The 13,993-nt window shown below is 42.2% G+C and carries 15 protein-coding genes; 4 read left to right on the top strand and 11 right to left on the bottom strand.

Annotated features, from left to right (window positions below):
* Positions 1-5: 5 nt before the first annotated feature.
* The 4 genes from M3234_RS13320 to M3234_RS13305 form a co-directional block, all read right to left on the bottom strand.
* Complete coding sequence (locus tag M3234_RS13320) at positions 6-1,211, bottom strand: helix-turn-helix domain-containing protein (RefSeq protein WP_262305179.1); 1,206 nt, start codon at positions 1,209-1,211, stop codon at positions 6-8.
* A gap of 264 nt (positions 1,212-1,475) precedes the next feature.
* On the bottom strand, positions 1,476-2,414 hold the full coding sequence (locus M3234_RS13315; protein ID WP_262305178.1) for a magnesium transporter CorA family protein: 939 nt from the start codon (positions 2,412-2,414) through the stop codon (positions 1,476-1,478).
* A 288-nt stretch (positions 2,415-2,702) separates the two neighbouring features.
* Complete coding sequence (locus M3234_RS13310) at positions 2,703-3,599, bottom strand: cation diffusion facilitator family transporter (protein WP_262305177.1); 897 nt, start codon at positions 3,597-3,599, stop codon at positions 2,703-2,705.
* A 31-nt stretch (positions 3,600-3,630) separates the two neighbouring features.
* A complete protein-coding gene (locus M3234_RS13305; protein WP_262305176.1) occupies positions 3,631-3,768 on the bottom strand; it encodes a hypothetical protein in 138 nt (45 codons plus the stop codon).
* A gap of 99 nt (positions 3,769-3,867) precedes the next feature.
* Here M3234_RS13305 and M3234_RS13300 point away from each other — a divergent pair, with 99 nt between their 5' ends.
* Entirely contained in the window at positions 3,868-4,080 is a 213-nt protein-coding gene (locus M3234_RS13300; protein ID WP_262305175.1) for a YozQ family protein, read from the top strand.
* A 54-nt stretch (positions 4,081-4,134) separates the two neighbouring features.
* Here the strand turns inward: M3234_RS13300 and M3234_RS13295 are convergent, their stop codons facing one another.
* Positions 4,135-4,890 (bottom strand): TraR/DksA C4-type zinc finger protein, encoded by a 756-nt coding sequence (locus tag M3234_RS13295; protein ID WP_262305174.1) that lies wholly within the window; start codon positions 4,888-4,890, stop codon positions 4,135-4,137.
* Positions 4,891-5,092: 202 nt separating this feature from the next.
* Between M3234_RS13295 and M3234_RS13290 the strand changes: the two genes are divergently transcribed.
* Both M3234_RS13290 and M3234_RS13285 read left to right on the top strand, forming a co-directional pair.
* The gene (locus M3234_RS13290) at positions 5,093-5,254 is read left to right on the top strand and encodes a hypothetical protein (protein WP_156431306.1); all 162 of its coding nucleotides are present in this window, start codon (positions 5,093-5,095) and stop codon (positions 5,252-5,254) included.
* 70 nt (positions 5,255-5,324) lie between these two features.
* Positions 5,325-6,671: an amino acid permease gene (locus M3234_RS13285; RefSeq protein ID WP_262305173.1), complete on the top strand. Its 1,347-nt coding sequence runs from the start codon at positions 5,325-5,327 to the stop codon at positions 6,669-6,671.
* A 28-nt stretch (positions 6,672-6,699) separates the two neighbouring features.
* On the opposite strand, the gene M3234_RS13280 is transcribed toward M3234_RS13285, so the two are convergent.
* The 4 genes from M3234_RS13280 to M3234_RS13265 form a co-directional block, all read right to left on the bottom strand.
* Positions 6,700-7,326: a LysE family translocator gene (locus M3234_RS13280; protein WP_262305172.1), complete on the bottom strand. Its 627-nt coding sequence runs from the start codon at positions 7,324-7,326 to the stop codon at positions 6,700-6,702.
* 162 nt (positions 7,327-7,488) lie between these two features.
* On the bottom strand, positions 7,489-8,508 hold the full coding sequence (locus M3234_RS13275) for a glycosyltransferase (RefSeq protein ID WP_262305171.1): 1,020 nt from the start codon (positions 8,506-8,508) through the stop codon (positions 7,489-7,491).
* A gap of 19 nt (positions 8,509-8,527) precedes the next feature.
* Positions 8,528-10,204 (bottom strand): DUF6044 family protein, encoded by a 1,677-nt coding sequence (locus tag M3234_RS13270; RefSeq protein WP_262305170.1) that lies wholly within the window; start codon positions 10,202-10,204, stop codon positions 8,528-8,530.
* A gap of 95 nt (positions 10,205-10,299) precedes the next feature.
* Positions 10,300-10,473: an aspartyl-phosphate phosphatase Spo0E family protein gene (locus M3234_RS13265; RefSeq protein WP_262305169.1), complete on the bottom strand. Its 174-nt coding sequence runs from the start codon at positions 10,471-10,473 to the stop codon at positions 10,300-10,302.
* Between the two features lie 210 nt (positions 10,474-10,683).
* On the opposite strand from M3234_RS13265, the gene M3234_RS13260 reads away from it, so the two are divergent.
* A complete protein-coding gene (locus tag M3234_RS13260) occupies positions 10,684-11,670 on the top strand; it encodes a potassium channel family protein (RefSeq protein ID WP_262305168.1) in 987 nt (328 codons plus the stop codon).
* Positions 11,671-11,824: 154 nt separating this feature from the next.
* Here M3234_RS13260 and M3234_RS13255 read toward each other — a convergent pair whose 3' ends face one another.
* Together M3234_RS13255 and M3234_RS13250 are read right to left on the bottom strand one after the other, a co-directional pair.
* Entirely contained in the window at positions 11,825-12,232 is a 408-nt protein-coding gene (locus M3234_RS13255; RefSeq protein WP_262305270.1) for a YugN-like family protein, read from the bottom strand.
* A gap of 98 nt (positions 12,233-12,330) precedes the next feature.
* On the bottom strand, positions 12,331-13,680 hold the full coding sequence (locus M3234_RS13250) for a glucose-6-phosphate isomerase (protein WP_262305167.1): 1,350 nt from the start codon (positions 13,678-13,680) through the stop codon (positions 12,331-12,333).
* Positions 13,681-13,993: the final 313 nt, after the last annotated feature.

Genomic DNA, 13,993 nt, shown 5'->3' with positions numbered 1-13,993 from the left:
CCCCTTTATGTAATTTTATTTAAATAATTTACTGCTTCCAGATACATTCCTTGTTCAGTATAAAAATCTGAAAGCATTTTGTAAAAACCGGTTAAGTCTTTATAATGTTCGTTTGTTTCTTCCAAAAATGGAATCACCTTTGAGGATAGATATTTAAACGCCTTCTCAGGCGTTACTAAATGAATTAAATAAAATTCTGCCAATAAACGATACTTTTTACTACCAAGTTCCTTGGCTAAGGAACTGACTACCTGAAAGCACTCTTTGGCCTTTTCAATTTCTTTAAGTGAAAACTGGATTTCGCCAATCGTATATAAAGTAACCAAATAATGAGGATTATTAATTGGTTGGAGTTCCAAGCTTTTTTGGAAATAAATTAATGCCTCTCTCGGTTTATTCTTTTCTTTTTGCAGGTAACCCATATTGTGATAAATTTGCGGAAGCAATTTTTCCTGCTTAAGCAATTCGGCATTGCGAATCAGATGTCTGAAACATTCCTCAGCTTCTTCATAAATGTTTGATAGAGTGTAATTAATTCCCAACAGCATTAAAGTATGTAGAATCCGAAAAAAATTATGTTCATTCATAAATAGCTGCAGTGCCATTTTCCCAAAGTGAATGGCGTGGCCTGATTGTTCAAGTGAACCTTTTACTAAAGAGCGGTGGTAAAAAAACTCTGCACTTGATGAATAATTACTAGAATTAACATTCAATGTATCAAGAATTTCATCTGCTGCCTTATACTGCCCCTTCATAATTAAAAATACCGCATTAAAGTAATTATATAAATACTCTTCATGTTGGGAAAAATTTATTCGTTGTTTAAATAATAAGTCCTTTTGTTTTTCAGCTTCGGCCAAATAGCCCTTAAATAATAGATATCGATATTTATAGAGTTCAAACGTATAAATATGTTTTGAAAACGGTATAATATGTTCGATTTCTTGGAGCTTGCGATACGTTTCATCGATTTTATCGATTAAGTAATAATTGATTTTTTCTCCGAGATCCCCCAACAAAACCTGAATGTATTCCTCTTGTTCTTCCATTTCCTCAAGGTTGACATTTAAACGATCCAGCAACAAGGAGATTGTTTCGGCATTCGCTTCTTTTGAGTTGTTTTCGATCTTGCTTAAATGCGGCACCGAACAAATTCCCTTTGCCAGCTCCGCTTGGGTGATGCCTCTTTGCGTCCGATAGTATTTGATCATTGCTCCAAATTCCATATTATCACCAGGCTCGTCTATTTTTTCTTATTTTACAATAAAAGGTCCCTGACATACAGAATTTTGTCTGATAATTTCAAAATTTACCGAATTAAGTAACATGTATGTTGTAAATTCCAACAGCAGTCAAGCACAAAAAGTTGGGAAAATTTTTACTTTTCCAGTTAATTGTCGAATAAAAGGGAATATATTATTAGGAAAATAGCATCAAAAAACCGCCCTCTCTGAATGGGCGGCTATTCTAATAATCTAGAAATATCTCTTTTTCCAAAATATAAAGGCTGTTAAAGAAGACAAGACACTACAAATTACCAGCGCAATTAAAAACGCATGCGGACTGTGCTGGAATGGCAACTCGACATTCATTCCGTACAGGCTGAACACCATCGTCGGAAACGATAGAATAATAGTGATGGAGGTTAAAAACTTCATCACGATATTCAGGTTATTGGAAATAATCGAGGCGAAGGCGTTCATCATCCCGGTTAAAATGGTGTGATATGTTTCCGCCATCTCGATTGCCTGAGTGATTTCAATTATGACGTCTTCAAGAATGTCCTTATCTTCCTCGTACATTCTTACATAGTTAAACCGCAGAATTTTATCCATGACGACCTTATTTGATTTTAACGAGGTCGTAAAATAAACCAAGCTTTTTTCCAATGCCAAGAAGGCGTAAAGCTCCTTATTCTTCAAGGACTTATGAACAACACGCTCGATATCATTTGTTTTCTTATTAATTTGCTTTAAATATCGAAGATAATAAGATGAAATCAAAAATAATAATTGGAGGGCAAAGCGCGTCTTTTTAAACGTAAAAAATTCCTTTACCCGGTTTTTTCGAAATTCCTCGATAATCGGCGAATCCTTTAAGGAAACGGTAATAATATAATCATCGGTTAAGATAATTCCGATTGGAATCGTTTCATAGACGTCAAGACCTGTTTCATCGCGGACTATATACGGAAAGTCAACGATGATATAAACGCGGCCATCATCACGCTCAATCCTTGGTCGCTCTTCATCGTCCAGTGCGTCTTTGATAATATCGATATCGACCTGAGCATCATTGGACACTCTGGCGATTTCTTCAGCTGTCGGTGCAAACATATTAACCCAGCAGCCCTTTGAAATAGCTTCAACTTTTTCAAGATTTCTAGTTTCGGTGCTTTTAAAAATCTCCAACATGCCAAAACCTCCCCACCTGTTTAATTGAGGAAGCCAACCACCTTTAACAGAGTTGATATTCTTGTGCAGAACCAATTGATCAAATCCAAAATTAGATTGACTCCCCCGGGACTACTAGGGTCCGGGTCTATGGAATAACTCAACAATATCAACTCCTTTTCTCACGCATGTGAAATTAAAATAAAGTCGGCCGCTATATTAAGCAATACCTATCCATGCGGCGGCCGTGCATATCCACTACTATGATAAACCCAAATACTCGAAAGTACAAACCGGATTTTTTGGAAATTACGTGTCTTCCTGAAAATATGGGTTTAAGTGAGTAAGCACCTCTTCAATGTTATCAAATTGGTCCATCAAACGTCTTTTAATTGACTTGGCAAGGTCATGGCCTTCCTTGATGGTTTTAAAATGATCAATCGAAATGCGTAAATCCACCAAAATATAATGCCCGTGCTCTCTTGCGCGGATGCGGTCAATCCGCTTCACTTCAGGGAAGTCATTGATAATAGCAATATATTCTTGAAGCGTCTCATTGTTAATATTCCGTTCGAGCAAAATATCAAACGCTTCTGTCAGCATATCTTTAGCTATTTTAAAAATAAGGTAGGCTACAAAAATACTGGCAACCTTATCGCCAAAAAGCAGGAGCATGACATCAAATTTTTCACCCAAAATGGACAGCAGGACGCCTATAGCGGCGGCGAGAGAGGCAACGATATCCGCTTTATGGTCAAAGGCAATGGCTTCAATCGCCTTGCTGTTATGCTGCTTCGCCACCCCTAAAGAACTTCGGTACAAAATAACCTTTGACACAAAGGAGAATAACGCCACCCACACTGCCAGTAAACTCGGCAGCTCCACTTCATGAAAGAATCCATCAATTCCTTCATAGACAACATACAAGGAAACGAGGAAGAGCAAGATGCCGACGACGCCTGATACAATGACCTCTGCCTTGCCATGGCCATACGGATGCTCCTTATCAGCAGGTTTATTGGATATTTTTATGACCAACAGAACGATGACCGAGGCGACCACATCGGCGGCGGAGTGGATACCATCGGCAAATACGGCATCACTATTTCCAAGCCAGCCAATAATGATCTTGCCTGCCGTCAGGATTATATTACTAATTAAGCTAATCCAGGCGATTTTTTTCGCCAGCGATTCCCTTACAACCATGCTTACCATCCTTTGTTATGAAAACTTCACCTTATTCTTGATGCCCCTCCTCCTCCTTTTTATTCATTTCCATTTCTTCTATTACAGAAATCTTGTTAATTTGATCGTGCAAAAAATGAAAGGCTTGATCCAATTCTTCTCTTGATGGATAGTCATTTCGTTTCTTCATAATGTAGTGCCCCTTTCAAAGTAATTTTTTTTTAAGAGTAATCTTTAAAAAAAAACAAAAAATACTCCTGAAGTGATTTCATAAAAAGGAGTGTTACTAATGGAAAAAAATGAACCGAAAAAAGGTAATGAGGTTGCCGGAAGTATTTACCATACAAGCGACTATCAAAGTAATGACCCGCTTTCCCAAGGACTCGCCACTACTCATGAACAGGTGAGTGACGCCTATATGGAAGGTGAGATTGGTGCAGTCATTGATGATGTAGACGGCAAAGACATCCCTATTCCCCGCAAAGGTTTTGAGGAAGAGTAAGGTAAGAGAAAACAGCTCTCTTTTATGAGAAAGCTGTTTTCTTTTTGCCTGCTTTTATTTATCATCCTCCACATAAGGGTCATGTTCATATGCCGGCAAATCCCCAAAACTGGTCATGATTCCTTCTTCATCCAAGGCATTCTCATATTGCTCATGCTGCGGATTCGGATATACGGTTATATTTTTCCCGTACATATCATTGCCGACAAAGTTTTCAAAATCCTCCACATAACCTTCATTTTCCTCCGCCTCGTTGGACACATCATTATAATGATCCTTGGTGAAGGCAAAGTCGGATGGGGTTTCTGACGTCCCCCATTGAGACACAATCTGCCAGGCATCCTCAGCATCAAAGGCGACGTTTTCATCCTTTTCATCCATATCAAATTTACCGAATGGCGGCAATAATACCCCTTCTTCCTGGGGACGACTATTGGAAGTGCGCTGATCAGGGCTATGTTCAATGCAGCAGGTTGTATTCGGCAGGGCCTCCAAGCGTTCCAGTGGAATTTCCTTGCCGCACACCTCGCATTTACCATATGTTCCATTTTCCATAGCATTTAATGCTTTATTAATATTGTTAAGCTGCAATTTATAATGCTCAAGTAAAGCATTGTCCTTTTCTCGTTCAAAGAGCTCTGTTCCCTCATCGGCCGGATGGTTATCATAGCTGGACAATTCACCGACTGATTCATGATAATGAGCCCGGTCAAAGCCAAGATTGTCATTCTGGTCCAGATGCTCCTCTAATTCAGCTTTTTCCTGCAATAATTGTAAGCGCAAATTGGATAACTGCTCGGTTGATAACATAGTTCTGCTCCTTCGTAAAAATCTATTCTAACCATGTTTTTTCACATTAACTAGTTCCTTTATAGTTTCATTTGTTTCATGGCTCTTTATGTAATAAAAAAATAATTCCATTAAAAACCTAACTTCCGCTTGGCGGGAATTTGTATAAGAAAATTCATTACGAGTATCTTAAAAATAAAGTGAATCAAAAGGGGAGTTTAGCGTGGTAAATTGGAACTTTGATAAATTCAGGAAGGCACAAGAGAAACATCAGGGGGAATATTTGGGGACAGATAGAAAACAGCCGCCCGGTTTAAACGACAGGGAATACAATAACCAAAGCAATACGGATAAATCTCCAGGGGCAACCGGACGTAATTTATAAACATTTTTTTACTGATAAGGTTGGGGTTCCTCTCAACCTTTTTAAATGTCCTAGTAGGAGGATTATTTTCATGGGTAAATCAACGCCCGGTGACATGAAATGGTGGCAGCTTTCCCTATTCGGTGTGGGCTGCACGATTGGAACCGGTTTTTTTCTTGGTTCGAGTCTAGCTATAAAAATGACGGGACCTTCCATTTTAATTGGTTATTTTATTGCAGCAATTGGGACTTACTTTGTTTTCGATGCCCTTTCAAAAATGACGGCAAAGGAGCCGCTTGAAGGGGGCTTCCGTTCTTACGCTAAGAAGGCATATGGACGTTGGGCCGGTTTTACCAGTGGATGGGTTTACTGGTGCTCGGAAGTGCTGATTATGGGCAGCCAGATGACGGCCCTGTCGATTTTTTCCCGATTTTGGTTTCCCAATGTCCCGCTTTGGGTGTTTGCGGCGGGCTACGCACTCCTCGGGCTCGTGGTTATTTTAATCGGTGTCGGGATTTTAAACAAGCTTGAAAATATCCTAGCTGTATTAAAGGTATCCGCCATCTTGATGTTTATTATTATTGCTTTACTGGCGTTATTTGGGGTAATCGATGGCGAACGTCCGATTCAGTACCCGGACTCTAAAAGGGATTTCCTTCCCGGCGGTGTTTTGGGCTTGTGGTCAGCGGTGATTTTTGCCTTCTATGCCTTTGGCGGAATTGAGATTCTTGGGTTAATGGCGACAAAATTGAAAAACCCAAAGGAGGCACCGAAAGCAGGCCGGGTCATGCTGTTTTCATTGATGTTTATCTACGCTCTATCGATTGGGCTGGCTGTGACCATGGTGCCCTGGAACAGATTTAATGCCAAAGAGAGTCCGTTCGTGATTGCCCTAGATGCATACAATCTTTCTTTTGTCCCCCATATTTTTAACGGGGCCTTAATCATAGCCGGGTTTTCAACGATGGTAGCTTCGCTTTATGGAGTAACGAGTGTCCTCGTTACTCTGGCCGAGGAGGGAGATGCCCCGGAAAGCTTTGCGAAGAATGGCAAGCTGAAGGTTCCTCTGCCAACCTTAATTCTGACGATGCTTGGGATTGCCTCTTCAGTAGTATCTGCTCTGGTGATGCCAAATAGAATTTACGAGTATATTACAACAGCAGCCGGGTTGATGCTGTTATACAATTGGATGTTTATTCTGGCCTCCCCAAGGAAGATCCTTAAAACCAAGGCGCGGGATCGTATGAAATATTACCTGGGCATGGTTTTAATCCTCATTGCAGTGAGCGGAACATTATTTCATGATTCAAGCCGTCCCGGATTCTTTATCAGTTTGGTATTTCTTGGGATCATCGGTTCTATTACATTAATCATGAATGCAAAATGGAAAAAGCACGAGAAACGGAAACGAGTACTGAAGCCATGGCCGACGGCGTAGCTGGCGTGATACAACCGCCAGCTTTTTTTTAACCAAATAATGTCTGGAACGCCTGAACCCCAAAGTAAACGCCGAAGCCAATCATTGAAATCCCTGAAAATAGCGAAATCACCACCAACAGCCGCGAAGTCAAAAACTTGCGGAAGCTGCTGGCAACGCCGGCCATTGTGATATCCCATAGCAGCAACCCAATAAAAATGGCACTACTGTATAGCACCAGCTGGCTTGTGTCATAAGTGGCTGCAGTCTTCGCCAGCACCGATCCGTAGATTCCCAGCCAAAACAAAATCGTTAATGGATTGGAAATCGACATCAAAAATCCGGTTAGAAAGGATTTGGTTAATGGCTCCCCGCCCCGATGCTCCGCCAAATGAATTTTTCCCGCGTTTATGATTGCTTCTATGCCGGTATAAGTGAGCACAAAAAAGCCAAACAGCCAGAGAAATGTCTGCATGAACTCCGTTTCCAGAAAGTTGACTACTCCTATGTAAACAATCAACATATATACACCATCGGCAAGCACGGCGCCGACCCCTACCAGCCAAGCATGCATAAACCCGTTGCGAATCCCCCTGTCAATCTGGGCCGCATTAATGGGGCCAATTGGTGCGGCAAGAGATAGTCCCAACAATATATAGCTTAAAAATACATTCATTCTAATCTGCCCCCCAACAGTTATGGCGTTCCAAGCCGCATGTTAAAAATTAAGCCTGTCTACCCATATGTATTCAAAAACAGGGGGGTGTACGACTAAAAATTAATTAAACCGCCCTTTTACTCAAAAAATAAGAGCCCCCCAAGCCGGGAAGCCCTTTTACTACTGACTCGTCTCAGATACTTTTCGATAATCTAATTCTTGGTCAAGAAAATGGCGTCTTGGCAACGGCAAATTTAACGTATCGATATCAACGATAAATTTAGGACGCTGCTTCGTTTCTTTATATATTTTTCCGACATACTCGCCAATTAAGCCGATTGCAATCAACTGTAAGCCGCCAATCAGCCAGATAGAGGTAATTAGCGAGGTCCAACCGGTCTCAGTATTCCCGGTGAATTTAAGGGCCAAGAAATACCCTCCGAACACCATACTCATCAGAAAGGAAACAAATCCTACAACTGACACCATGCGAATCGGCGATACAGAAAAAGAGGTGATCCCGTCAAAAGCAAACGCAAGCATCTTTTTTAACGGATATTTTGTCTCACCCGCCTGCCGTTCAAGACGGTCATAGTACACGATATCTGTGTGAAAACCGATGAGGGGCACGATTCCCCGCAAAAATAAGTTTACCTCTTTAAATTGCTCCAGTTCATGCAATGCCCGCTTGCTCATTAGCCTGAAATCAGCATGGTTATAAACGAGGTCGACTCCGAGCCTTTTCATGATTTTATAAAAGCCTTGGGCGGTGCTTCGCTTAAAGACTGAATCACGATCACGGCCTTTGCGGACGCCGTACACAATGTCACAGCCTGCATGGTATTTCAAGATAAACTCGCGGATGACTGTAATATCATCCTGCAAATCGGCATCAATGGAAACGGCGCAATCCGAGCGTTCTTTGGCAGCACTTAGTCCGGCCAGCAGCGCATTCTGATGTCCGACATTGCGCGAGAGTTTCAGGCCCCGGACAAAGTCATTTCGGAGCCCCTCTTTATAAATCAATTCCCATGTCCGATCCTTACTCCCATCATCGACAAACAGAAGCTTGCTTTGCCCGGAAACAAGCGATTCGGCAATCAATTCCTCCAACAAAAGCGTAAGCGTGGCCATTGTTTCCGGCAAAACTTCTTCCTCGTTATAACATGGGACAACAATAGTCAGAACTGGTTCCGTCATCTGTCAAATACCCCCGATGTCAATATGTCTTATATAAGTACACTTTCCAAGCTGACGTTTTTGATTGGAACACCCGCTCAAGGGTCAGCTGATTTTCTGCGGCATTATCAATGGGAAGAGCGGAAAAAATATAGCGGCCGCCCATTTCTTTAAACACATCGGTATTCAATTCCAAATTTTTCAGCCGCCGTTTCGAGTCTTTCTTGATCATGTATCTTTTTCCCAGCTGCGCCGTAAACAGGTAGCAGCGGCCGCCCCATTGGTCAAAATATTTTCGAATCGCCTTATTTTTGACCAATTCCTTTTCAATTATTTTCCGAAATTGATGTTTATAGCTTAATGGATAAAAATTGTTATAGGTATCGAGCGTGTAAAAGCCATTATACTGGGCGATAGCCGGGTGGAGTCCGATACTGGCAACTCGATACTCTTCTGGCGGAAGGGCAATATGATTTTTTATTTCTGTGAACAGTTCCTCGGCATAAAATTCTTTTACGGATGGTTTATTTCGGTAGATAATTTCATCATTATATAATCCCAAAAACAAGATTTGCATAACAGCCAGCCACTTCGCTGTTTTCGCCCAACTGCCCCCTTGAAGCACGATGATCTTTAATGCCAAGGCAAAGCTCGCGTAAATCACCATCGGCCGCAAAAAATGATAGCGGGCGAAATTGAACGTATCCAGAAAATGAAACTTTTTTGTCAACGGCAGCCAGCCCTCATAAAACCAGAACGCATACCAAAGCGATAAAAGGAAATTCAAGCTAAAAAGAAATACATAGATTTTCTCTTGCTTCCACAGCTTTTTTGAATAAACAAAATAAATGGCAATGAATGTGGCAGGCAGAATAAATAATGTATGCAAGGTCATCACATGGGTATGGCCAAGAACATAGTTTTTAAAGGTCAGCCGGACTGCCCGCCAAAACGGCAGATGGGCATGAAAGTATTCATCGCGGCTATTCGGCTCTCCTTTGAAGAGGAACGAGTAAACCAAGCGGTACTCCACCAGCATAAAGACAAATGTCATATAAGCAATTGCAGCTAGAAAGGGCAGATTCCAGCCTTTTTTGCGAATCACATCCGTCAGCCAAAAGATCCCCATTGCACTCAAGAAAAAGAAAAAGCCCAACACGATACTGGCATAGAACGGGATTAGTGTGAGAACTACATAATCCCTTACCGAGCCTTCACCGCTTCGGATATTCAAGAATGCCCAAAGCGCAAGTGGCATCCCCAATGTGCTCAGCATGCCGGATGGCCAGAATGGGGTCAAGGCAAAGGCAAGCGAGGCCGTAACATTTAGCGTGAGCCATTTTTCACCGGGTAGCAGATGTTTTTTCAGGAGCATATACATCCCGAAAAAAGCAACCACCCTTGTCAATGCCTGGCTTACCCCATAGGCAACCATGGTTGGCAGAAGGGAGTGGAGCCAGACAATCACGCTATACTCGGTTCCAAATGCATTCCGTGGCAGCACCCCATTAATGATTTGCGGGATGACCCCTTGGACACCTCCGAATATTTCTCCGCTCCGTGCCAGAACCTTATACCAGGCCAGGTTTGAATCAAGATTATCATGGACACGGATATGGGCATTTTCCTGCAGAATAAATAATGGAGAAAGATAGACCGCCAGTACAAGCAAGGCAAAAAGGATAAATCTTCGCTCTTTGGTTGTTTCCTTGATCACTTCGCTGCACCTCATAAGAAAATCGTTCATTTTCCCTTTAACGTTCGCAAAACATCTGGAATTTATTCCTTTGCCTGGATACAAAAAAACCTTCCCTAACGACGGGAAGGCTTATCGGCTGTATGATTATATGAATTTAATAGTGTATCAAGTTTTTGGCTGCATTGTACCACAGCCGGGTTGGTGTACCCGTGCTGAAAAGCCAGTTGAATCATTTCCATTCTAGTTTTTTCAATGCTGGTTAACAGGGAGTTCATACTAGTTTCCATGTCTCAACCTCTTTTCATATTTAGGACTATATCCATGTTATTAAACATAATTTACAAGTTTTGGGCAGATTATACAAGCTGGTTTTTTGAAAAGTTTCGAAGGTTTTGTGACAACAGCGCCCATATTGAAAAATAAGCCGCGGAATCTTATTAGATGATTTTTTTTCGTAAATAATAATGGAATGGATGCTGGAAATGAGGTGATTGCCCATGACAAATCGAATATTTATCAACTTCCTGCGGATGCCGCTTCTTACTCGAATATTGCTGATTGCCATTCTTGTTTTTTTGATATTTGGAATCTCCATTCATTTCCTTGAGCCTGACACCTTCCCAACGATTTTTGATGGAATTTGGTGGGCCATCATCACGGCATCAACCGTAGGTTATGGCGATTTTGTTCCTCATTCCATCTTAGGTAGACTTACCGCATTAATCCTGATATTAATTGGAGTCGGCGTTGTTTCCTCCTATTTTGGGACGCTCGCTGCTGCGGCCGTCACAAAGCAGGATGCCTTTGTTGAAGGAAAAATCCCGTTTAAAGGCAAGGGGCATATTATTATTATTGGCTGGAATGAACGATCCCGGGAGTTAATAAATAAACTTACAAAAATGCCTTATCCACAAATGATTGTCCTGATTGATGAAACCCTGGACGAAAACCCGGTGGTGTCAAGGTTTGTCCATTTTATCAAAGGGAAGGCACACGTTGACGATACGATTGTTAAAAGTGATATTAACCATGCAGAAAAGGTGCTAATTACTGCAGACCGCGGCAATAACGAGCTGCAGGCAGATATGAACAGTATTCTTACCTTGCTGACGATTAAAGGCTTATGTGCCAATGTAAAATGTATTGTTGAAATATTAACAGCGGAGCAGGTAATAAATGCAAAACGAGCTGGGGCGGATGAGGTGATTCAATCCAATAAGCTAACGAGTGTGTTTATGGTCAACAGCCTGCACACGGGCGGTGACGGGCTGCTTTCGGAGCTTGTGAACGAGCTGGAGGAAAACCGGGTCACTGCCGTTTCCCTTTCCGAGAAGGAGATTGGAAGGTCCTTTAGAGAATTGTGCGCAGCAAAGCTAACGGAAGGCTTTGTGATAGTCGGAATCAAAAGAGGGGAGGAAACCATTTTGAATCCTCCCCATTCGTTAAAGCTCGAAGAAGCCGATCAGCTGTTATTGATAAAGTGAAACTTCAATCAGTGGGAGTTTTTTCCATACCCCACTGATTGTTAGTTGAACCAATCGGACATTTACGGGCAGTTATCCCCCACCTATACTTCTTCGATTTGTCTAAGTATTAAGGTGGGGGTCTTACAGCCCGTTAATGTGGGATAAAATAAGGTTAATCCGATAGAAGCACCGACTCCAATTCTGCAACAAGAGCCTGGCCGATCTCTTGATAGCGGTCAGGGAGATTTGCATCTTTGTCTTCAGGCTCCTGAAACTGACTAAAACTGCCTGAGAACACGCCGGCAGTTCCCTGTTGGTCTATTCCTGCCTCAAACTGGTGAGACAGCAAAAACGGCCTTCCAAGCTCCACCGTGCAGCCTCTCATATCAAGCTGGCCATCGACTGCCGTAAACGGCAATCTTAAATATTGATAGCCATCATGCTCATTGATTTTGTAATCAAAGAAGCCTCGGTCATAATCCCAATTCCCGCCAATCGAATACCCGATTGGTTTTAATTTTTGTTCCAGTTTATACAAATCAAACTGTTTGCTCTCAACTTTTGATGGCAATTGAATCATCAGCAATCCCCCCTTTAAATCAATCATTTTAGTTTTCCCCATTTTGAAAAATAAAAAAAGTGCCGGCCTAAAATGGCCAAGCACTTTTTACATAGATGTTATTTCAATCGTTTTTCAAGTTCCGCTTTTTTCTCTTCAAAGCCTGGTTTGCCAAGGAGGGCAAACATATTGACCTTGTATGCCTCGACGCCTGGCTGGTCAAATGGATTGACTCCGAGGAGATAGCCGCTCATCGCGCAGGCTTTTTCAAAGAAATAGACTAGATAGCCGAAGGTATACTCATCTACAGCTGGAATTGTTACGATCAAATTCGGCACGCCCCCATCTGTGTGGGCAAGCATGGTTCCTTCAAATGCTTTATTGTTGACGAAATCAACCGTCTGGCCGGCAAGATAATTAAGGCCGTCGAGGTCGTTATCCACTGCCTCAACGGTCAGTTCATGGCGCGGCTTTTCCACCTTAATAATGGTTTCGAATAAATCGCGGCGCCCTTCTTGAATGTATTGTCCTAAAGAATGCAGGTCGGTCGAAAAGTTGGCCGATGAAGGGAAAATCCCTTTTTGGTCCTTTCCTTCACTTTCGCCGAACAGCTGCTTCCACCACTCAGAAAAATATTGCAGCCCCGGCTCATAGTTAATCAGCATCTCAATGGTTTTTCCTTTGTTGTAAAGAGCATTTCTGACCGCGGCATATTGATAGGCGAGATTTTCCTCAAGCTCGGAATGTCCGAAATCCTCCTGAGCCTTTGCGGCACCCTCCATCATTCTTTCGATATCGGCACCGCTCACAGCAATCGGCAATAAACCGACAGCTGTTAAAACGGAATAACGGCCGCCAACATCGTCAGGAATGACAAATGTTTCGTAGCCTTCCTCAGTTGCCAGTGTCTTTAACGCACCTCTGGCCTTGTCTGTAGTGGCGTAGATACGTTTGCGCGCCTCCTCGGCACCATATTTTTCTTCCAAAATTTTTCGGAAAATCCGGAAAGCAATCGCTGGTTCTGTTGTAGTACCTGATTTAGAAATGACATTGATGGAAAAATCCTTCCCATCGAGGAGATCCATGACATCTCTCATATAAGTAGAGCTAATATTATTTCCGGCAAATACAATTTGCGGAGTGGAGCGCTTTTCTTTTGGCAGGGCATTGTAAAAGCTATGCTGCAACATTTCAATTGCAGCGCGTGCTCCCAAATAGGAACCGCCGATGCCGATTACGATAAGGATATCCGAATCAGACTTGATCTTTTCCGCGGCCTTTTGAATCCTGGCAAACTCCTCTTTGTCATATTCGGTTGGCAATTCAATCCAGCCTAAAAAGTCACTGCCTGCCCCCGTTTTTTCATGCAGGGAATGATGCGCCACTTTTACCGCATCGCGTAAGTATGTAAGTTCATGTTCTCCAAAGAAGGAGAGTGCTTTTGAATAGTCAAAATGAACGTGTGTCATGCATGATCCTCCATATTTTTATTTTCATTAACAACTTTATACAAAGCGGGACAGATAATCAAGGCGAAGCCCCTTGTGTAAGCGTGCCCAATTTCGATGATTTTTTTACAAACTGTCGTGTGGGGGGCTTTATTCGCGTATAACTGGGTTTTTCTGTCGTATAACCCAAGTTTACTGTCGTATAATCCAGTTTTTCTGTCGCATAACCCTAGTTTACTGTCGCATAACACTAGTTTACTGTCGTATAGTCTAGTTTCTCTGTCGTATAACCGAGTTTTTCTGTCGAACCCCGTAAAAAAGGCCCAGACCAACC

It is taken from the genome of Neobacillus niacini, assembly GCF_023715785.1.
GTDB lineage: Bacteria > Bacillota > Bacilli > Bacillales > Cytobacillaceae > Neobacillus > Neobacillus niacini_E.
This window is presented reverse-complemented; position numbering and strand designations above follow the sequence as displayed.

Bases quoted from the DNA above. Each gene is read 5' to 3' on its own strand.
- M3234_RS13320 (WP_262305179.1), bottom strand. From the start codon at position 1,211: ATGATCAAATACTATCGGACGCAAAGAGGCATCACCCAAGCGGAGCTG.
- M3234_RS13315 (WP_262305178.1), bottom strand. From the start codon at position 2,414: ATGTTGGAGATTTTTAAAAGCACCGAAACTAGAAATCTTGAAAAAGTT.
- M3234_RS13310 (WP_262305177.1), bottom strand. From the start codon at position 3,599: ATGGTTGTAAGGGAATCGCTGGCGAAAAAAATCGCCTGGATTAGCTTA.
- M3234_RS13305 (WP_262305176.1), bottom strand. From the start codon at position 3,768: ATGAAGAAACGAAATGACTATCCATCAAGAGAAGAATTGGATCAAGCC.
- M3234_RS13300 (WP_262305175.1), top strand. From the start codon at position 3,868: ATGGAAAAAAATGAACCGAAAAAAGGTAATGAGGTTGCCGGAAGTATT.
- M3234_RS13295 (WP_262305174.1), bottom strand. From the start codon at position 4,890: ATGTTATCAACCGAGCAGTTATCCAATTTGCGCTTACAATTATTGCAG.
- M3234_RS13285 (WP_262305173.1), top strand. From the start codon at position 5,325: ATGGGTAAATCAACGCCCGGTGACATGAAATGGTGGCAGCTTTCCCTA.
- M3234_RS13280 (WP_262305172.1), bottom strand. From the start codon at position 7,326: ATGAATGTATTTTTAAGCTATATATTGTTGGGACTATCTCTTGCCGCA.
- M3234_RS13275 (WP_262305171.1), bottom strand. From the start codon at position 8,508: ATGACGGAACCAGTTCTGACTATTGTTGTCCCATGTTATAACGAGGAA.
- M3234_RS13265 (WP_262305169.1), bottom strand. From the start codon at position 10,473: ATGGAAACTAGTATGAACTCCCTGTTAACCAGCATTGAAAAAACTAGA.
- M3234_RS13260 (WP_262305168.1), top strand. From the start codon at position 10,684: ATGACAAATCGAATATTTATCAACTTCCTGCGGATGCCGCTTCTTACT.
- M3234_RS13255 (WP_262305270.1), bottom strand. From the start codon at position 12,232: ATGATTCAATTGCCATCAAAAGTTGAGAGCAAACAGTTTGATTTGTAT.
- M3234_RS13250 (WP_262305167.1), bottom strand. From the start codon at position 13,680: ATGACACACGTTCATTTTGACTATTCAAAAGCACTCTCCTTCTTTGGA.